Raw genomic sequence first — 17,288 nt, forward strand, 5'->3', positions numbered from 1 at the left:
GCCCGGCGCGCGGGCGCCTTCCGGCCGGCGGCCTTGGCAGCGGGCTTGCGCCGCCAGCCGCGCAGCTTCGGCAAGACCATCCGGCCGAGGCGGTAGAAGATGTAGAGCGGCAGCGCCAGCAGCGCGTAGGGCGCCAGCGTGACGGCGAAGGACAGCAGAGTGACGATGGCGGAGCCGATGGTGGAGAGCACCAGCTCCAGCGTGAGCATCAGTAGGACCATGACAGCCCCATGTCCTCGACCGCGGCGCGGGCGCCGCTCAGATCGCGTTGGATGCCGCCGACGGCGCCGGCCCACAGCAGGTGCGAGACCACGAGGAACAGCACGGCGGTCCCGCCGACCGCCCACCACCAGCGCCGCCCGGACGGCGCGAGGTAGCCGGGCACGGCGCCCTCCGGCGGGTCGCAGGCGCGCGGGCTGGGATGGCTGGCCGCGGCGCGCTCGCCGACGACGATGCGGTGCAGGGCGGGGCGGCGGGCGGTCGCCTGGGCGTCGTCGGGAAAGCCCAGCGCCAGCGCCGCGAGATAGACGGCGGCCAGCCCGCGGTCGGCCTTGGCGCCCTGGCGGATCAGGTCGTCGGCCTGCACGAACAGGGTCTGCAGGGTGGCGTTCGCGCCGAACAGGCGGCTGGAGACGACGGCGTCGGCGGGCCGCGTCTGAGCCAGCGCGCGGTCGGCCAGCATGGCCATGGCGAAGACCGCCTTGACCACCGAGCCGTGCGCGCCCGGCCCCTGCGAGACGGCGGCGCCGCTCATCCCATGGAGCGTGGCGGTCAGGCGGTCGGCCACCGTCCCCGCTGGAGCCTGTGCGTCGGCGCAGCCGGCGAGCAGATCCTCCTGGAAGGCGCGGAACAGAGCCAGCGTGCCGGCGGGCTTGGCCCCCACGGGGGGCGCCTTCGCTGGGTTGGATTGCACCGGGGCGAGTTGGGCGGTCACGGCGTTCCCTCCGTCAGCGGGGCCACGGTGAAAGTCTCCCGTCCCAGCCGCACGTCCAGGGCGTCGGCGCCGTCCAGCGTCTGCCGGTGGGCGCCGGGCGCGCCGTACCGCGCGTAGACGAGGGTTTGGGTCGGGGTGGCAGGAGATGGGGCGAAAGGGGGCAGGCTGTGCAGGAGCACGCTCTGGCCCGGCACCATCTCCCAGGAGGCGATGGCGATGCGGTTGCCGGCCTCGGCGCTCAGCGCCTCGCGGTCGCGGAACCAGCCCATGGCGTCGAGCCCGGCGAGCCGTCCGGCCAGCGCCGGGTCGGCCACCCGCACCACGTCGACGGCGACCGGGCGTCGCCCGTTGGCGTCGGGCTCGGCGACGATGCGCAGCACGGGCATGTTCGCGCGCCCCGTACCGGGGGCCGGGGCGCCCGCGGCGCAGCCGGCGAGCGTCAGAGCGAGGATGATCGCGAAGCGCTTCATGTCAGCCACCGCCGCCGGGCGCCGACTGGCCGACGCAGACGTAGCCCGCCGGGGTGTGGCGGTACCAGTTGCCGGTCGCCTCGGCGCAGGGGGCGAGGACACGGTCGTTGCGCTGCGGCTGCGCCACCACCGGGGCCGGGACGGTGTCCGCCTCGCGGGCACCGGCCGGACGGTTGGTCACGACGAAGCCGTCCTCGTCCTCCTCCACGATCATCACGTAGCGGGTGCGCTTGGCGGGGTAGCGGATGCCGACGTCGTAGTCGCCATCGGCCACCTTCTCCAGGATCGCGCCGGGGCGGTCGCTGCCGAGCGGCGCGCAGCCCGTCCCGGCGAGCAGGACCGGCAGCAGCGCCGTCGCGGCGATCAGGATTCGCATCATCGGGGTGTTCCTGCTCATGCCGGGCCTGCTCATGCCGGAATCGCGCGGCGCTGGGCGTTGGTGGCGACCGCCGCGGGGCCGGCGGCCTCCATCAGGTCGGGTGGGGTCGGCTCGATGCCGGCCTCGGCCAGCGTCCGGTAGACCGACCGCCAGACCAGCTCCGGCACGACGAAGCTGGCGTCGTAGTCCTCGACCCAGAAGAACAGGTTGTACTTGCACAGCCATTGTCCGTTGACGCCGCGGATGCCGTCGTAGCGGACGAAGGGCGGGCCGCCGGTGGCGCTGGGCATCACCTTGTCGGCGTTCTGCAGGGCGGTGGTCAGCAGGCCGCCCATCCGGCCGGGGTCGTGGCGGGCGTCGGCGTAATATTCCAGTTTCATCGACACCCGGTCGACCGCGCTGAAATTGATGACGGTCGCCTCCGACACCTTGGCGTTGGGCATGGCGACGATGAAGCCGGCGACGTTGCGTATCCGCACCGTGCGCCACGTCATGTCGACCACGACGCCGCGCACCAGATCGGTGATCTGGATGCTGTCGCCGATCTGGAACGGCCGCTCGATGTTCAGGACGATGCCGGAGAAGACGTTGGCGATGTTGGCCTGGATGGCGAGGCCGATGACCATGCCGACGAGGCCGGAGGCGGCGAGCAGACTGGTGATCGGCTGCTTCAGCACGAAGGCGATGATGCCGCAGCCGGCGAAGCCGAAGACGATCAGCGTGGAGAAGCGGCGGACGATGCCGGGGATCTTGCGCTGGGTGCGGATTTCCAGCGGGGTCCAGACGAAGCGCTCCAGCGTGCGGTCGACCAGGATGGCCGGCACGATCCACCACAGCACGTTGACGCCGTTCACCACCATGGCGATCCCGCTCGGCGGCAGCGTCGCCACCGCCTGGTCCAGCACGATGTTGCCGGCGGACATCAGCAGCAGCGGCCAGGACAGGATGCGCATGAACAGCGTCTGGATCTTCCAGAACTGGCCGCGGTCGCGGCGGTCCATGACGGCGGCGAAGACCGCCAGCACGGCGCTGAAGATGGCGATGTAGACGAAGAAGTCGCGGTGGATGAAGTCGCGCGCCGCCGGGGAATCCGGTGCCGCGACCACGCCGAAATCGACGCGCGAGAAGTCCGGTTGCGGGCGGCCGAAACCGACGTAGTTGGGATCGCCCTCGCTGCCGACCGAGGCGACGTCCTGCGAGATCCAGGCGCGGGCCAGCCGCCAGCCGGGCGACGGCGCCAGCACCCGCTTGGCGCGGAGCTGGTCGAGCAGGGTGGAGCTTTCGCTCTCGCCCTCCAGCGCGCGGCGGAAGCGGTCGGCGAGGCCGGGATCGGTGGCGGACGCGGTTTCCGCCGCGGCCATCGCCTTCAGCTTCTCCACGAAGTCGTTGGTGTCGACCAGCGACATGCCGAGCACGTCGGTGACGAACATCACCGTGTTGCGGTTCTGCGTCCGGTGGCGGAAGCTGACGCCGACCGTCTGGCTGCCGTAGGGCGGCCGCTGGTCGAAGACGTTCAGGGCGAAGCGCCCCTCGATCCGGTAGGCGACGTAGGTGGTGACCTCGCCGCGCTCCTCGCGGTAGGGCTTGCCCAGCTCGACCGGCTTGACCGCGTTGGTGAAGACGACGTCGGCCGGGTTGAAGGCGCCGCGGTAGCGGAACCAGATCGTCAGGTTCAGCGTCGCCTCGTTGGCGTCCGGATTGAGGTCGCGGATCTCGTGAAGCTGGACGCCGGTGTAGATGACGTCCGTCTTGTACATGAAGCGGTCGTTGACGTAGAGCGCCCGGCCCTTGGTGACCTCCTCCAGGAAGTTGGAGACCCCGGCCTCGCGGATCGGCTGGAGCTGGGTCAGCGCCGCCACCGGGTTCAGGCCGTTGTAGGAGGCCATCATCACCGGCAGGGTCGCTTGGCCCCGCGCGTCGAAGGTCCAGGTGCCGACCGTGCCCTGGAAGGCGGTCTCCGCGCGGTCGTGGTCGGCGATGGCGCGGCGCAGCGCTTCGCCGTCCGGCTTGCCGGTGGCGGTGTTCGTCTTGGCGATGGCGCCGGCGATCAGGTCCACGCCGTCGGCGCCCAGCGCCGCCGCCCAGTCGGGCACCGCGTTGAAGCGCTTCACATACTGCCCATAGAAGCGCTGCGCCCGCTCGTTCGCCGTGTCGAACAGCACGGGCGAGGACACCAGCAGGCCGTGGGCGTAGGCCTCCGGCGTCAGCGCCTTGGGGTTGGCCTGCGTCTGGGCGACGATCTCGGTGCGGAAGGCCGAGGTGGCCATCTCCGAGCTGCCGGCGATCAGGTTGCGCACACCGGCGTCGCGCAGCGCCACCACCACCCGCGCGCTGTCCACCGCCGACCCGATGACGACGACGGCGCCGGTCGGCATCTTCTCCTTCACCGCCTGGGCCAGCGCCGGTAGGGCAGAGGAGCCGCCACGGCCCGGCGCGAAGGTCCACTGTCCGACCAGCTTCGTGCCGAAGCGCTGGAGGATCGCGTCGAACTGTCCGGCCTGCCCAGCCGCCTGCTCGCTGTCCTCGCGGACGATGGCGACGGTCGGCTCGCCCACCACATTGCGCACGTAGTTGGCCAGGAAGCGCGTCTCGTGGGTGCGGTCCAGCGTGATGCTGAACAGCCAGGGGCTGGGCGCGGCGTCCGCCGGGCGAACCAGCGGGCGCGGGGCGATGAGCGGGATCTGCCGCTGGGCGTAGATCGCGGTCGCGCTGTCGGTGGCGTCCGGCGTGTGGCCGATCACCGCGAGGACCGAGGGGTCGTTGGAGACGCGCCGGGCGATCTCCAACGACTTGCCCTTGTCGCCCTCGTCGTCGAAGGGCTTGACCACCACCGGGCGTCCGGCGATGCCGCCCGCCGCGTTGATGGTGTCGGCGCGCAGCGCCGCCCCCTTGCGCAGGGCCAGCCCCAGCGCCGCGTCCGGCCCGCTGAGCGGCCCGACGACGGCGACGGTCAGCGGCTCGCGCGCGCTGTCGCCGAGGAAGCCGGCGCGGACGACCAGGGAGACCAGCACGGTGACGAGCATCGCCGCCGCCAGGATCAGCGCGAAGCGCGCCTTTTTGGTCAGGTGCGACCAGCGCAGCGGCGGCCGGGAGCGGGGCTGGAGCGAGCTCAGCATGGGGTGGGCCTCGGGCGGTCCGTGTCGGGGTGGAGCAGGGCGAGGGGGATATAACCCTCTCCCCTCTGGGAAGAGGGTGGCCCGGAGGGCCGGTGAGGGGGTTGCGCTTTTGCCGAACGGTTCGACACGCGCAACCCCCTCACCCTGACCCTCTCCCCAGGGGGGAGAGGGAAAGCGGCAATCGGTCTGGTCATCCTCATTGCTCCTGCATCGCGTGCTGGAGGCCGTTGAGGACCGGCGAGAACACATAGTCGAGGATGGTGCGCCGCCCGGTCAGGATGCTGCAGGTCACGCGCACGCCGGGAAACAGCTCGTAGGTCTTGCCGCCGTAGTCGAAACGGGTCACCGGCAGCTCGACGCGGACCTTGTAGTAGGACTGCTTGTTGGCGTCGAGCAGCGTGTCCGGGCTGATCGTCCGCACCCGCCCCTCGATGTGGCCGAAGCGCGAGGCGTCGCCGCCGGCCAGCGTCACCACCACCGGCTGGTCGGGGCGGACGTAGCCGATGTCCTGCACCGGTAGGCGGGCGTCCACCACCAGCTTGCCGTCGCGCGGCACCAGCTCCACCACCGTCTCGCCGGCCTTGACCACGGCGCCCTTGGTCGAGACGGCCAGCGTCTTGACGATGCCGTCCATCGGCGCCCGCAGGCTGCTGCGGTCCAGGCTGTCCTGGTAGCGGGTCAGGCGCTGCGACAGTTCGTCGTGGTTGCGGCGGGCCTCGTCGAGGGCGTTGCGGCTCTCTTCCTCGTATTTGCGGCCGATCCACACCAGCTTGCTGCGCGCCTCGGCCAGCGCCGCCTCGGCCTGGGCGAGCGTGGCGCGGTCCTCGGCGATGGCGCTGCTGACGCGGGCGTCGTCGCGCAGCAGCTCCAAGTGCTTCATGCGGTTGGTGATCTCGCGCTTCAGCAGGGTCTCGCTGATGGAGAGCTGCTCGCGGATCAGGCCCTGTGCCACCTGCGAGCCGCCGATGCGCGCCCGTACGGCGGCCGCCTGCTGCTCGCGCTGGGCGATGTCCTGGCGTTGGATGTCGAGGTCGGAGGCCAGCCGGTCGCGGCGGGCCCGGAACAGGTCGCGGGTCTGCGCCACCAGATCGGGCCGCTCGCGCAGCAGCCGCTCGGGGAAGTCGATGGCCTCGCGGCGTCCGACCTCCGCCTCCAGCCGCGCGGTGTCGGCGGACAGCGAGCCGAGGCGCAGCTTCAGCTCTTCCAGGTCGGCGCGGATCTTGGTCTGGTCCAGCTCGACCAGCGCTTGGCCGGCGGTGACCGAATCGCCTTCCTGCACCAGGATGTCGCGGACGATGCCGCCTTCGAAATGCTGGACCGACTGGTTGTAGGACAGCGGCACCACGTCGCCGGGCGCGCTGCTGGAGACGTTCAGCTCGGCGATGGCCGCCCAGCCGAGTGCCGCAAGGAAAGCGGCGATGCTGACGACGAACAGGCCGTCGCCGAAGCGGCTTTCGGTGTCGGCGGGCTGCGCCCCCGTCAGGGAGGCCGGCAGGGATGCGGGGATGCCGGTCGGGATGACCGGCGGCACGGCCGGGGCGGGGGCTGCGGCGGGCTTGCGGGTCAGCAGGGGAAGCGGCTTCATGGCGTCACCAGCCCGGCCGCTTCACGGGCGGCCACGGTGCCGTTCGGTTGGTCGAGATCGAGCACCAGCGAGGCGCCCTGGAGAATGCGCGGGTCGTGGGAGGCGATGATCACCGTATGGCCGCTGCGCGCCAGCTCGATCAGCGTGCGGTAGACGGTGGCGGTGCCTTCCGAGTCCAGCCCGTCGGTCGGCTCGTCGAGCAGGATCAGCCGCCCGCCGACCGCCAGGGCGCGGGCCAGCGCCAGCCGGCGGCGGTGGCCGGTCGGCAGCTCGTGGCCGAAGTTGCGCAGCGGCGTGTCGAGCCCCTGGGCGCAGTCGGCCACCGTGCGGTCGGCCCCGGCGCGGTGCAGGACGGCGTGCAGCTCCGTCTCCGACAGGCGCGGGTTGGCGAGCAGCAGGTTCTCGCGGATCGTCCGGTTGAGGAACACCGGCTCCTGCGGCAGCAGCCCGATCTGCTGGCGCCACCAGGAGGGGGCGAATTTGCGGATGTCCACCCCGTCGGCCAGCACCGCGCCCTCCTGCGGGTCGGCCAGCCCGGCGATCAGGCGGATCAGCGTCGATTTGCCCGAGCCGTTGCGGCCCTTCAGCACCAGGATGTTGCCGGCGGGCACCGACAGGCTGAGGCGGCGCAGCAGCGGCGTGACGCCGCCCGGCGGGGTGAAGGTCAGGTCGCGCAGCTCCAGCGTGCCGGCGTAGCGGGGCAGGCTGGTGCCGCCGGTCGGCTCGACCGCGGTGCGGGCGAACTGCTCCAGCCGGACCTGCGCCTGCCGGGCCATCGCCAGGGACTCGCCGATCTGGGCCAGCCGGGTGAAGGGGGCGAGCGCGCGGCCGACCAGCAGGTTGATGCCGATCAGCGATCCGACGTCCAGCTCGCCGCGCACCACCAGGACGGCGCCGGTCGCGATGACCGCCACGCCCTGGAGGGCCTGGAGGCTCTGCGCCGCCGACTGGGCGCGGCCCTGGCGCATCGACATGCGCTCGCGGACCACGCGCAGGGCCTTGGCGGCGCGCTGCCAGTCGCCGAGGAGCGGCTTGGCGCCGCCGAACAGGGCGACCGCGTCGCGCCCGACGATGGCGGTGGTGACCAGCCCCTGGGCGTCGGCGCCGGCCTGGGCGAGATCCCGCCCGACCGCCCGCATGTCCGCCTGGGCGAGCAGCCCGGCGGCGATGGCCAGCAGCGTGAAGACGAGGCAGATCGCCGCCAGCGGCCAGGAGATCAGCGCCACCACGAGGATGAAGCCCAGCGCGAAGGGCAGGTCGAACAGCGTGGCGAGGTTGGCGGAGCCGAGCGCGGAGTCGATCTGCTCCGGCGCCCGCAGCGCCTCGCGCCGCGCGGCGTCGCCCTCCGCCGAGCCGGCGCCGCTGCGCGCGGTCATCAGGATGCCGAAGGCCCCGGTGGTCAGCCGCTCGTGCTCGGCGCGGCCGATGCGCCCGGCGATGCCCAGCCGGACATGGCGGAACAGGTGCTCGAAGGCGATGGACAGCACGACGCCGACGGTCAGCGCCGCCAGCGTCGAATCGACTCCGTGCGTCACGTAGCGGTTCAGCACCAGCATCGTGTAGAAGGACGAGGCCAGCCCGAGCAGGTTCGCCGCCAGCGACGCCGCGAAGACGCGGGCGGTCAGCCGCAGGTTGGCGCGCAGCCGCAGCGCCAGCAGACCGATGGCGCCGCCGCTCATCGCTGGTCTCCTGTGCCGCGCCGGCCCAGGTCTCGGAAAGCGCCGCGGCCCGGCGCGGTCAGCTTCGGCATCGGCTTGGTCTGGATGTCGGTGGCGTTCAGCCGGCCCATGGCGGCGAGCAGGCGGTAGCCGGCCAGCACCAGCTCCGTCTCCGCCGCCGCGGCGTCGCTGCGCGCGTTGATCAGCGTCGTCTCGCCCGACAGGATGTCGATCAGCGACCGGGTGCCCAGCTCGCGCTCCGACCGCGCCACGTCGAGGAAGCCGGCGGCGAGGCTCGCCTGATCGTTCAGCAACTGGACTTGGGCGCGGGCGCTTTCCAGGCGGTTCCAGCTGTTGCGGACCGTCTCCAGCACCGTGCGCTCCTGGTCGGCCCAGGTGGCGTCGGCGGCCCGCAGGTCGGCCTCGGCCAGCCGGATGCTGTTGAGCGCGGTCAGGCCGGTGTTCAGCGAGAAGGTGACCTGGAGCTTGAACAGCAGTTCGTTCTGCCGCCCGGACTGGCCGGCGACGTCGCGCTTGATGTTGCGCTCCACGAAGCCGTCGATCCGCGGGTAGAGGGAGCGGCCACGCACCGCGGTCACCGCCTCCTGCGCCGCCGCGGCGGTCAGGGCCAGCTCCTGAAGGCGCGGGTTGTGGCGCCGCGCCTCCTCCACCGCCGCGTCCATCGAGACGGGCAGGCTGGCGCGGGTCATCGCCAGGACCTGGGCGTTGCTGACCTGGAAGGGGACATGGCCGAAGAAGGCCTGGAAGCGGCTCTGCGCGTTCTGCGTCGCCTCCTCCGCTGCGACGCGGCGCGCCTGGGCGCCGGCGAGCTGGCTCTTGGCCTGGAGAACGTCGGTGGAGAAGCCGAAGCCCTCCTGAAGGCGAACCTCTTCCAGCCCGGTCTGGCGGCGGATGTTGTCCTCGGACTGGCGCGCGAAGGCGAGCAACTGGTGGGCGCGGACCAGGCTGGCGTAGGCGGTGAGGCCCTCCACCAGCAGCTCCTGCCGGGTGCGCTCCACCGCGATGTCGGCGCGGACCAGCGTCACCTGGGCGCGCCGGATGTCGGCGTTGGTCGCGTCGAAGTCCCAGATCAGCTGCGTCGCCCGCGCCGAAAACTGCGAGGCGTTCATGTCGGTGTTGGGCAGGCCGGCCGGCTTGGTCGTGCTCTCGCGCCCGCCGTTGGCCGACAGGCTCAGCGTCGGGAACCAGCCGCCATGGCTGACCCGCAGGGCGTTGCGGGCCCCGTCTGCGGCGGCCTCCGCCCCGCGCAGGCGGTCGTGGGTCTCCGTCGCCTTGCCGATCAGCGCCACCACCTCGTCGCGCGGTGACGCAATCAGAGGTTGTGGCGCTCCGGTTAGGAGCGGAAGCGCAACCGTGGCGATAAGACAAAACTTGTGCATGAGGGTCCTGGAGATCGCCGCATGTTTAGGCCGTTCGGCCTACAGCGATGATGATCTTAGTCGAGAACTCTCATATTCATTTAGGACAAAACAGTATCCAAATACCTAAAAATGCGTCGAATTCTGTCAGTCGCTCATGAATTTTCTGCGACCGGCACAATCGTCGAGGCGTGGGTTGTGGTGTGGTGTGTATCCGTGGTGTGGACCGTCATTGCCCAATCGCCGGAGTGTGTGTCCAGACTGCTTTGTACAACCGGAATGTTGTCCGGCAAGCCTAGGCCGGAGGAGAGCAGCGCTGCGTAGTCGAAGCGCCCGTGACCGGCCTGCGGCAACGCGGCCAGCGGCTGGCTGTGCAGCTGTGTCGCGGCGGTGGCCTGTGCGTCGAAGGCGATGCCGGCCACCAGACGGCTGCTGCCGTCGGCCATGGTCATGCTGGTGGTGCCGAGGATCTGGTTGCCGGCCAGCGTCGTGTCCGTTGGGGTCGCCGTGGTGGCGATGGAGAGGATTCCGGCCTCGGCCAGCGTGCGCAGCTCGCCCGGCTGGCTCACCCCGTCGCCGTCGGCGTCCTGCCAGACCTGGAGTGTGGCGAAGCTGTCGTCCGCGGCGTCCAACCGCCCGTCGTGGTTGGTGTCGAGCGAGGCGAGCGCTTCCAGGCTGCTGTTGAAGCCGCCACCGTTCGAGCCGGCTCCGAAATGCTCCGAGACCAGTTCGCGCCCGTCGTCGATCTGCCCGTTTTGGTTGTCGTCGCGCACCAGCAGGGCGTTGCCCTTGCCGACCCAGCCGGTCCGGTCGGCGACGCCGTCGCCGCTGACGTCGAACAGAACGCCGTCGGTCAGCGCCCGCAGGGCCAGCCCGTCGCCGGCCATGTCCAGCACGATGGGGTCGCTGGCGACGGTGGTCAGCTTGATGTTGTCGACGCGCAGGATCGGGTTGACGCTGTTGTCGCTGGTGTCGGAGGTGCCGAAGCCCAGCGACAGGGTGCTGTTGGCCGCGATCACCACGCTGAACTTGCCGCTGGCGCTCGCGTCCTTGGCGAGCAGGGTCACCACGCCGTTGATGCTGACGAAGGCGAAATCGTGATAGCCGGGGTCGGAGAAGAGGAAGGTCCAGTCGAAGGTCAGGATCGTGTCCTTCGTCACCGTGACGGTGCTGGCCAGCTTCATCGCGTTGCCGAAAGAGGGAATGGTCCCGGTCGCCGTGGCGATGGAGCCGTGGGCGATGCCGAGGAAGTCCTCCAGCTGCGTCGGCGTCCGGCCGCCTGCGGAGGTCAGGGTGCCCTCATGCCCGTCACCGGTGGCACCCACCGTGGCGCCGCCGGTGTAGTTCCAGCCGGTCAGCCCCTTGTCGAAGGTGCCGTTGGGGATCAGCACGCCGGGATGCAGGGTGACGGTGTCGGTGGCGGCGGAGAAGGCGCTGCCGGCGCCGAGGGTGACGGCGACCTTGGACCCAGCGCTGCCGGTGGTCTGGTCCCAGGCGCGGATGGTCAGGGCGCCGTTGACGGTGGCCGGCACCGCGGCGTTGGGCTGGAAGTAGAGCCGGTCGGTGGCACGCAGCAGAAGGGCGGAATCGCTGTCGTTGACCGCGCCGACGAGGCTCCAGCTGGCGCCGTTGTCGGTGGAGAACCACCAGCGGCCATAGCTCTCGTTGGCGCCGGTCAGGGCGATGCCGGTGAGGGCGCCGGCGTCGGCGTCGGTGACGTTCGCCGGGCCGCTGCCGTTCAGCCCGACCAGCTTGGACACCGCGAAGCCGACCGTGCCCGCGGTGGGAGCGGCCAGGGCCTCCGCCGCCACGGTCACGTCGAGGTTGGTGTCGATCAGGATAGGGGAGGCGTTCGGCGGCGCCACGGTGACGCCGATGGTGGCGGTGGCGGTCAGCGGTCCGCCGGCCCCGCCGTTGCCGAGATCGTTCACGACGATCCGGATGGCATCGGCCCCGGTGAAGGAACTGGCCGTGTAGAGGAGCCCGTTGGCGGCGCCGAGCAGCCCGTTGATGGTGGCGAGCGTCGCGCGGATGGTGACGCTGTCCGTTCCGTTGCCGGTGATGACGGCGTCCCATCCGGCGCTGGCCAGAGTCAGCGTGCCGTGGCCGGCGGTCAGAGTGACCAGCATCGGCAGCGCGCCGGCGTCGACGTCGGACACCGACAGGCCGGTGACCGCCACCGCCACGCCCTTCACCGTCGCCAACGCCGCCGTGCCGGCGGTGATCTGCGGCGCGTCGTTGACCGGGGTGACGGTTCCGGTCAGGGCGATGGTGTCGGCGCTGTAGACGGTGCTGCCGCCGACGCCGGCCGTCAGGTCCACGCGGCTCCCGGTGACGACGGGCGCGCCGCCGTCCTCGACCAGCCGCACGGTCAGGGCCGGGGTGGTGCCGTTCCAGTCGGCGGCGGGAAGGAAGCGCAGCAGCGCGTTGGCGGCGACGACCAGCGCCGCCCCCTCCGCCACCGCGCCCACGGTGATCCAGGCGGAACCGGACCAGTACTGCCAGACGCCCTGCCCGGCGGACGCCGCGTTGCCGACGATGGCGACGCCGGCGAAGCCGTTGGCGGAGGAGCCGCCCGCCACGGCGTCCGCCGGGTCGGAGAACAGAGGACCGAACAGGGCGGTGACGCTGGTGCCCGTCGGAATGACGGTGTCCTCGGCGATGGTCGGCAGGGTCGCCGTCGTGCCCGTCGCCACCGGGGCGTCGTTGACCGGGATGACGGTTCCGGCCAGGGCGATGGTGTCGGCGCTGTAGGCGGTGCTGCCGCCGACGCTCGTCGCGTCGACCCGCGCGCCGCTGGCGATCGGGCCTTGCGACGTGTCGACCAGCCGGACGGTCAAAGCCGGGGTGGTGCCGTTCCAATTGGCGCCGGGAACGAAGCGCAACGCCGTGTTGGCGGCCAGCAGCAGGCCGTTGCCGCCGCTGACCGCACCGATTTCGGCCCAGGCCGTCCCGCTCCAGTACTGCCACGCCCCTTGCGCCGCGACGGCGGCGTTCCCGACCACCACCACGCCGGCCAGCGTGTCGGCCGCCGACCCGCCGCTCACCGCGTCGGCGGCGTCGGAGAAGAGATGGCCGAACAGGCTGGAGACGGTGGTGCCCGTGGGATTGGCGGTATCCTCGGCGATGGGCGGCAGCGTGGCCGCCGTGCCCGTCGCCACGGGGGCGTCGTTGACGGAGGTGACCGAGGTGGTCAGGGCGACGGTGCCGACGCTGTAGCGGCTGTCGCCGCCCACGCTCGCCAGGGCGACCCGTCCGCCGCTGGTCACCGCCCCCTGAGAGTCGTCGATCAGCCGGACGGTCAGGGCCGGCGTCGCGCCGTTCCAGTTGGCGGCGGGCAGGAAGCGCAGCTTGGCGTCCGCGGCCAGCAGCAGGGCGTTGCCGTCCGAGGCCGCCCCCACGGCAGTCCAGGCCGTGCCGGTCCAGTATTGCCAGACGCCCTGCGCGGTGGTCGCCGCGTTGCCGACGATGGCGATCCCGGCGAAGCCGTCCGCGGCGGAGCCGCCCGTCACCGCGTCCGTCGCGTCGGAGAACAGGTGCCCGAACAGCGACACCACGCTGGCGCCCGTCGGGTTGGCGGTGTCTTCCGCGATGGTCGGCAGGATGGTGGTCGCTCCAGTGACGACCGGCGCGTCGTTGACCGGAGTGACGGTTCCAGTCAGGGCGATGGTTCCGGCGCTGTAGACCGTGCTGCCGCCGACGCCACCGGTCAGGTCAACGCGGTTGCCGGTGATCAGCGGCGCGCCGCCATCCTCGACCAGCCGGACGGTCAGGGCCGGGGTGGTGCCGTTCCAGTTGGCGGCGGGAACGAAGCGCAGCGCCGTGTCGGCGGCCAACAGCAGCCCGTTGGCGTCGCTTGCCGCGCCGATGCCGGTCCAGCCCGTGCCGGTCCAATACTGCCACGTCCCCTGCGCCGTGGCGGCGTTCCCGACCACCACCACGCCGGCCAGAGCGTTGGCCGCCGACCCGTCGCCCACCGCTTCGGCGGCGTCGGAGAACAGGGGACCGAACAGGCTGGAGACGGTGGCCCCCGCCGGGTTGGCGGTGTCCTCCGCGATGGTCGGCAGGGTGGCCGTCGTGCCCGTCGCCATGGGGGCGTCGTTGACCGCTTTCACGGCGGTGTTCAGGGCGATGGTGCCGAGGCTGTAGCGGCTGTCGCCGCCCGCGCTCGTCGCGTCCGCCCGCCCGCCGCTGATGACCGGTCCTTGCGAGTCGTCGATCAGCCGCACCGTCAGGCTTGGCGGCACGCCGTTCCAGTCGGCGGCGGGCAGAAAGCGCAGCTTGGCGTCGGCGGACAGCAGCAGGGCGTTGCCGTCCGAGGCTGCCCCCACGGCAGTCCAGGCCGTGCCGGTCCAGTATTGCCAGACGCCTTGCGTGGTCGCCGCGTTGCCGACGATGGCGATCCCGGCGAAGCCGTTCGCTGCGGACCCGCCCGCCACGGCGTCCGCCGGGTCGGAGAACAGGTGGCCGAACAGGCTGGCGACCGTGGCGCCGGACGGATCGGCGGCGTCTTCCGCGATGGCCGGCAGGAGCGTCGTCGTTCCGGTGACGACCGGCGCGTCGTTGACCGGGGTGACGGTGCCGGTCAGCGCGATGATCCCGGCGCTGTAGACGGTGCTGCCGCCGACGCCGGTCGTCAGGTCCGCGCGACCGCCGGTGGCGACGGGCGCGCCGCCAACCTCGATCAGCCGGACGGTCAGGGCCGGGGTGGTGCCGTTCCACTCGGCGGCGGGCAGGAAACGCAGCTTGGCGTCGGCGGCGAGGATCAGCGCCGCTCCCTCCGCGACCGCGCCCACGGCGGTCCAGGCGGCGCCGGTCCAATATTGCCAGACGCCCTGCGCGGCGGTCGCCGCGTTGCCGACCACCGCCACACCGGCGAAGCCGTTGCCGACGGAGCCGAACACCGCGTCGGTGGGGTCGGAGAACAGCCCGCCGAACAGCGAGACCACGCTGGCGCCCGCCGGGTCGGCGCTGTCTTCCGCGATGGCGGCCAGGACCGCCTGTGCGCCGGTCGTCACCGGGGCGCCGTTCACCGGGGTTACCTCCAGCGTCAGGGGAGCGACGTCCCCCGACAGCGGGGTGGTGCCGCCGACGCCGGCCAGCGTGAACAGCCGGTGCTCGGCGCCGCTGAAGCCCTCGGCCCATTCGCCGTTCACCGCCCGCAGCCCGAGCGACGGCGCGACGCCGTTCCAGTTGGCGGCCGGCAGGAAGCGCAGCAGGGCGCTGTGCGGAAGCACGAGCGCCGCGCCGTCGCCGACCGCGCCCACCGCCAGCCACGCGCCGCCGTCCAGGCTGTACTGCCAGACGCCGAACGGGGAGTCCGGGTTCGCCACCACGGCGACGCCGACCACGCTGCTGCCGGCCTCGCCGGGCCGGAACATCGCCTCGATCAGGTGGAAGACGGCGAAGCCGGCCGGGGCCGCGGTGCCCTCCGCGATCGCCAGGGCCTTCGCGAAGGCCGCCGCGTCGAAGCCGGCCGAGAGGGTGGGGGCCGCCACCGGCGGCACGGTCGCGGGCAGGGTGGCGGCCGCCGCCTCGATGGCGCGGGCGACCTGCTGCTGGATCTGCGCGGCGACGGCGAAGGGGTCGCTGGTCAGCGCCTTGGTGACCGCTGGGGAGGCGGGCGGAGCGCTGGTGGTGGGCGCGGGGGCGGTGGCGCTCGGCGCCGCGGTGTCGGCGCTCTTGGCGGTTCCGGCCGCGTCGAAGCTGATCGGCTTCAGCGCGGGTTCGCTTCCCATGCTGGATTTGGCCGCGGCAGGAGACGCCTCGCCCTCCGCGGACGCCGCGTCGGAGGAGGCTTCGGCGTCGGCGGCCTTCTCGCCGGCTTCGCCCTTCGCGTCCTCTTTGGCGCCATCTTCCTTGGCACCGTCCTTCTCGCCGCCCTCCTCCTTGCCGTCCCCCTTGCCCTCGGCCGGGGCTTCGGCGACCTGCTCGGCGGGCTTGCCCTCGGCGCTGTCGGCATTCTGGTCGGCCTTCTCGCCACCGTCCTGGGCCGGTTCCCCCGCGGGCGGCGGGTTGGCGAGATCGGCCAGCGCCTTGTTCTCGGCGGAAACGGGAACTTCGCTGCCCTGGGCGTTCTGCTGCACCGTCTCCGCGGTTTGGCGGGCGGCGGCGATCGCCGATCCGGGGGCACGCCCGTCCGCCAGCGCCTGCCCGAGCGCGGCGTTGAAGGCGGCGCCGGACCCGCCGAGCGCCTGCACCGCCTGCTGGACGTTCTGCCCGCTGGCGAGCGCCGCGATCAACCCGTCGCTCTTCACGCCCTTCGTCGTTTCCGCCGACAGCGCCATCGCGGTGGACACGGTCTGCTGCGCCGAACCCAGCGCGCCGGACATCTCCTGCCCGCTGGACAGGGCCCGCCCCAGCGCCTCGCCGAAGCCGCCGGACGCCGCGCCGTCGAGTCCGGCGGCGGTGGCGAAGGTCTTGACGGTGGCCGCCACATTCTGGCCGGACGACAGCGAGGCGACCAGCGCGTCCGCCGGCTTCGCCGGTACGGCGGCGGCCTCCTGCCGGGCCGCCATGTCCGTCTGCGCCCGGGTCGAGGCGCCGAGCGCCGCGTCGGGTTGTGCGCCCTGCGCCAGCGCGTCGTTCAGGACGCTGGTGAAGGCGGGGTTGCCAGCCAGCGCGCCGCTTGCGCCATCCGTCTTTCCGGCGGCCAGGGCGCCGAGCAGGCGCGCGCCATCGGTCTGTTCGACGGCGACGGACTTGGTCTGGACCGCGCCGGCGGCGCTCAACGCGTGAGCCTCGGCAATGGCGCCGGCGGCGTCGGCGCCGCTGGACAGGGCGTGCTCCAGCGCTTGGGCGAAGTGACCGCCCGATCCGGGGCCGAGCGCCGTCACCGCGTCCTGCACCCCCACGCCGGAGGCGAGCGCCGCGGCGAGCTTGTCGGACGGAGAGACGGGAACGGCGTCCGGCATCGCCGGGGCGGTGGGGGGAGCGGTCAGAGCCTGCGACAGGGCGGCGATCGGATCGGCGGCGCCCGCCGGGCGGGCCGCCGGGTCCATCACCCCGCTGAACAGCGCCGCCGACAGGTCGGACGCCGTCTTGGAATCGCCGGCACTGTCCGGCCCCAATCCCTGCCCGATTCCCTGCCCCTGGGCCAGGGCGACGGCCAAGCGCTGCTCCCCAGTCAGTGTCGCGGTTTCCTGGGCGGCTTCCGCCATGCGCGCGGCGGTGCCGGCGGCGATCCGGCTCGCTTGTGCAATGGCGTCATCGGGCGTGGCGCTGGCGCCGACCCCCGCCGCGACGTTGCGCATCCATCCGTCCGCCACGCTGCCCGCGGCGCCTTCCGGCAAGCCTTGGCCGGTCAGCGCCGCCGCCAGCTTCTCCTGCACGGCCTTCAGCGCGCCGGGATCGCCGCCCAGCAGCACCGCCGCCGCTTCGGACGCCAGGGCATCGGGGATGGTCAGGAGCGGGGCGGTGGCGTCCAGGGTGTCCGGCATAGTGGCCCTCTCGCCATCGCGGCGGTCGCGTATCGGGAAAGCCAATAACAAAGGGATTTATTAAAGAAATTCTGAACGCTGCCGGTCTTTTGGCCGATCGGAAGTTAATTTATCTTGGATCGGCGGTCATACAACAACGAAATCCCCGCAGGGCGGGGATGGTTACTGCATGAATTTTGGCTCATGCGGAAGCAAATTGTCGATTATTGATACAATTGAAGCTTTGGTTGTAAAAGCGATGTGGGCTTCTTTCTTAAAAGTGGTGTCCGGGAGCGGCGCCGCACCTGCCAACCCGTCTTGGGATGAAGGCGTGGCGCCGTCCGCGCGG

General features: G+C 72.1%; 9 protein-coding genes. All 9 read right to left on the reverse strand.

All coding sequences use genetic code 11. From position 1 onward, the window contains the following. The coding region (locus tag AC1DVI_RS23135) for a hypothetical protein (RefSeq protein ID WP_476959960.1) at positions 1–221 on the reverse strand (221 nt) is incomplete at its 3' end. Next, positions 209–934: a hypothetical protein gene (locus AC1DVI_RS23140; protein ID WP_476959961.1), complete on the reverse strand. Its 726-nt coding sequence runs from the start codon at positions 932–934 to the stop codon at positions 209–211. The genes AC1DVI_RS23140 and AC1DVI_RS23135, both read right to left, overlap by 13 nt. Next, entirely contained in the window at positions 931–1,404 is a 474-nt protein-coding gene (locus AC1DVI_RS23145) for a hypothetical protein (protein ID WP_476959962.1), read from the reverse strand. Before AC1DVI_RS23145 ends, AC1DVI_RS23140 begins: the two co-directional genes overlap by 4 nt. Position 1,405: 1 nt before the next feature. Continuing rightward, positions 1,406–1,801: a hypothetical protein gene (locus AC1DVI_RS23150; RefSeq protein ID WP_476959963.1), complete on the reverse strand. Its 396-nt coding sequence runs from the start codon at positions 1,799–1,801 to the stop codon at positions 1,406–1,408. A gap of 11 nt (positions 1,802–1,812) precedes the next feature. Then, a complete protein-coding gene (locus tag AC1DVI_RS23155) occupies positions 1,813–4,899 on the reverse strand; it encodes an ABC transporter substrate-binding protein (protein WP_476959964.1) in 3,087 nt (1,028 codons plus the stop codon). Between the two features lie 196 nt (positions 4,900–5,095). Then, positions 5,096–6,484 (reverse strand): HlyD family type I secretion periplasmic adaptor subunit, encoded by a 1,389-nt coding sequence (locus AC1DVI_RS23160; RefSeq protein WP_476959965.1) that lies wholly within the window; start codon positions 6,482–6,484, stop codon positions 5,096–5,098. Beyond that, positions 6,481–8,163 carry an ATP-binding cassette domain-containing protein gene (locus AC1DVI_RS23165; RefSeq protein ID WP_476959966.1) on the reverse strand — a complete coding sequence of 561 codons (1,683 nt, stop codon included), beginning with the start codon at positions 8,161–8,163 and terminating at the stop codon, positions 6,481–6,483. Before AC1DVI_RS23165 ends, AC1DVI_RS23160 begins: the two co-directional genes overlap by 4 nt. Beyond that, complete coding sequence (locus AC1DVI_RS23170; protein ID WP_476959967.1) at positions 8,160–9,452, reverse strand: TolC family protein; 1,293 nt, start codon at positions 9,450–9,452, stop codon at positions 8,160–8,162. Before AC1DVI_RS23170 ends, AC1DVI_RS23165 begins: the two co-directional genes overlap by 4 nt. 224 nt (positions 9,453–9,676) lie before the next feature. Next, positions 9,677–16,960 carry a hypothetical protein gene (locus tag AC1DVI_RS23175; protein ID WP_476959968.1) on the reverse strand — a complete coding sequence of 2,428 codons (7,284 nt, stop codon included), beginning with the start codon at positions 16,958–16,960 and terminating at the stop codon, positions 9,677–9,679. Positions 16,961–17,288: the final 328 nt, after the last annotated feature.

This window comes from Azospirillum sp. P4_B5 (assembly GCF_056402275.1).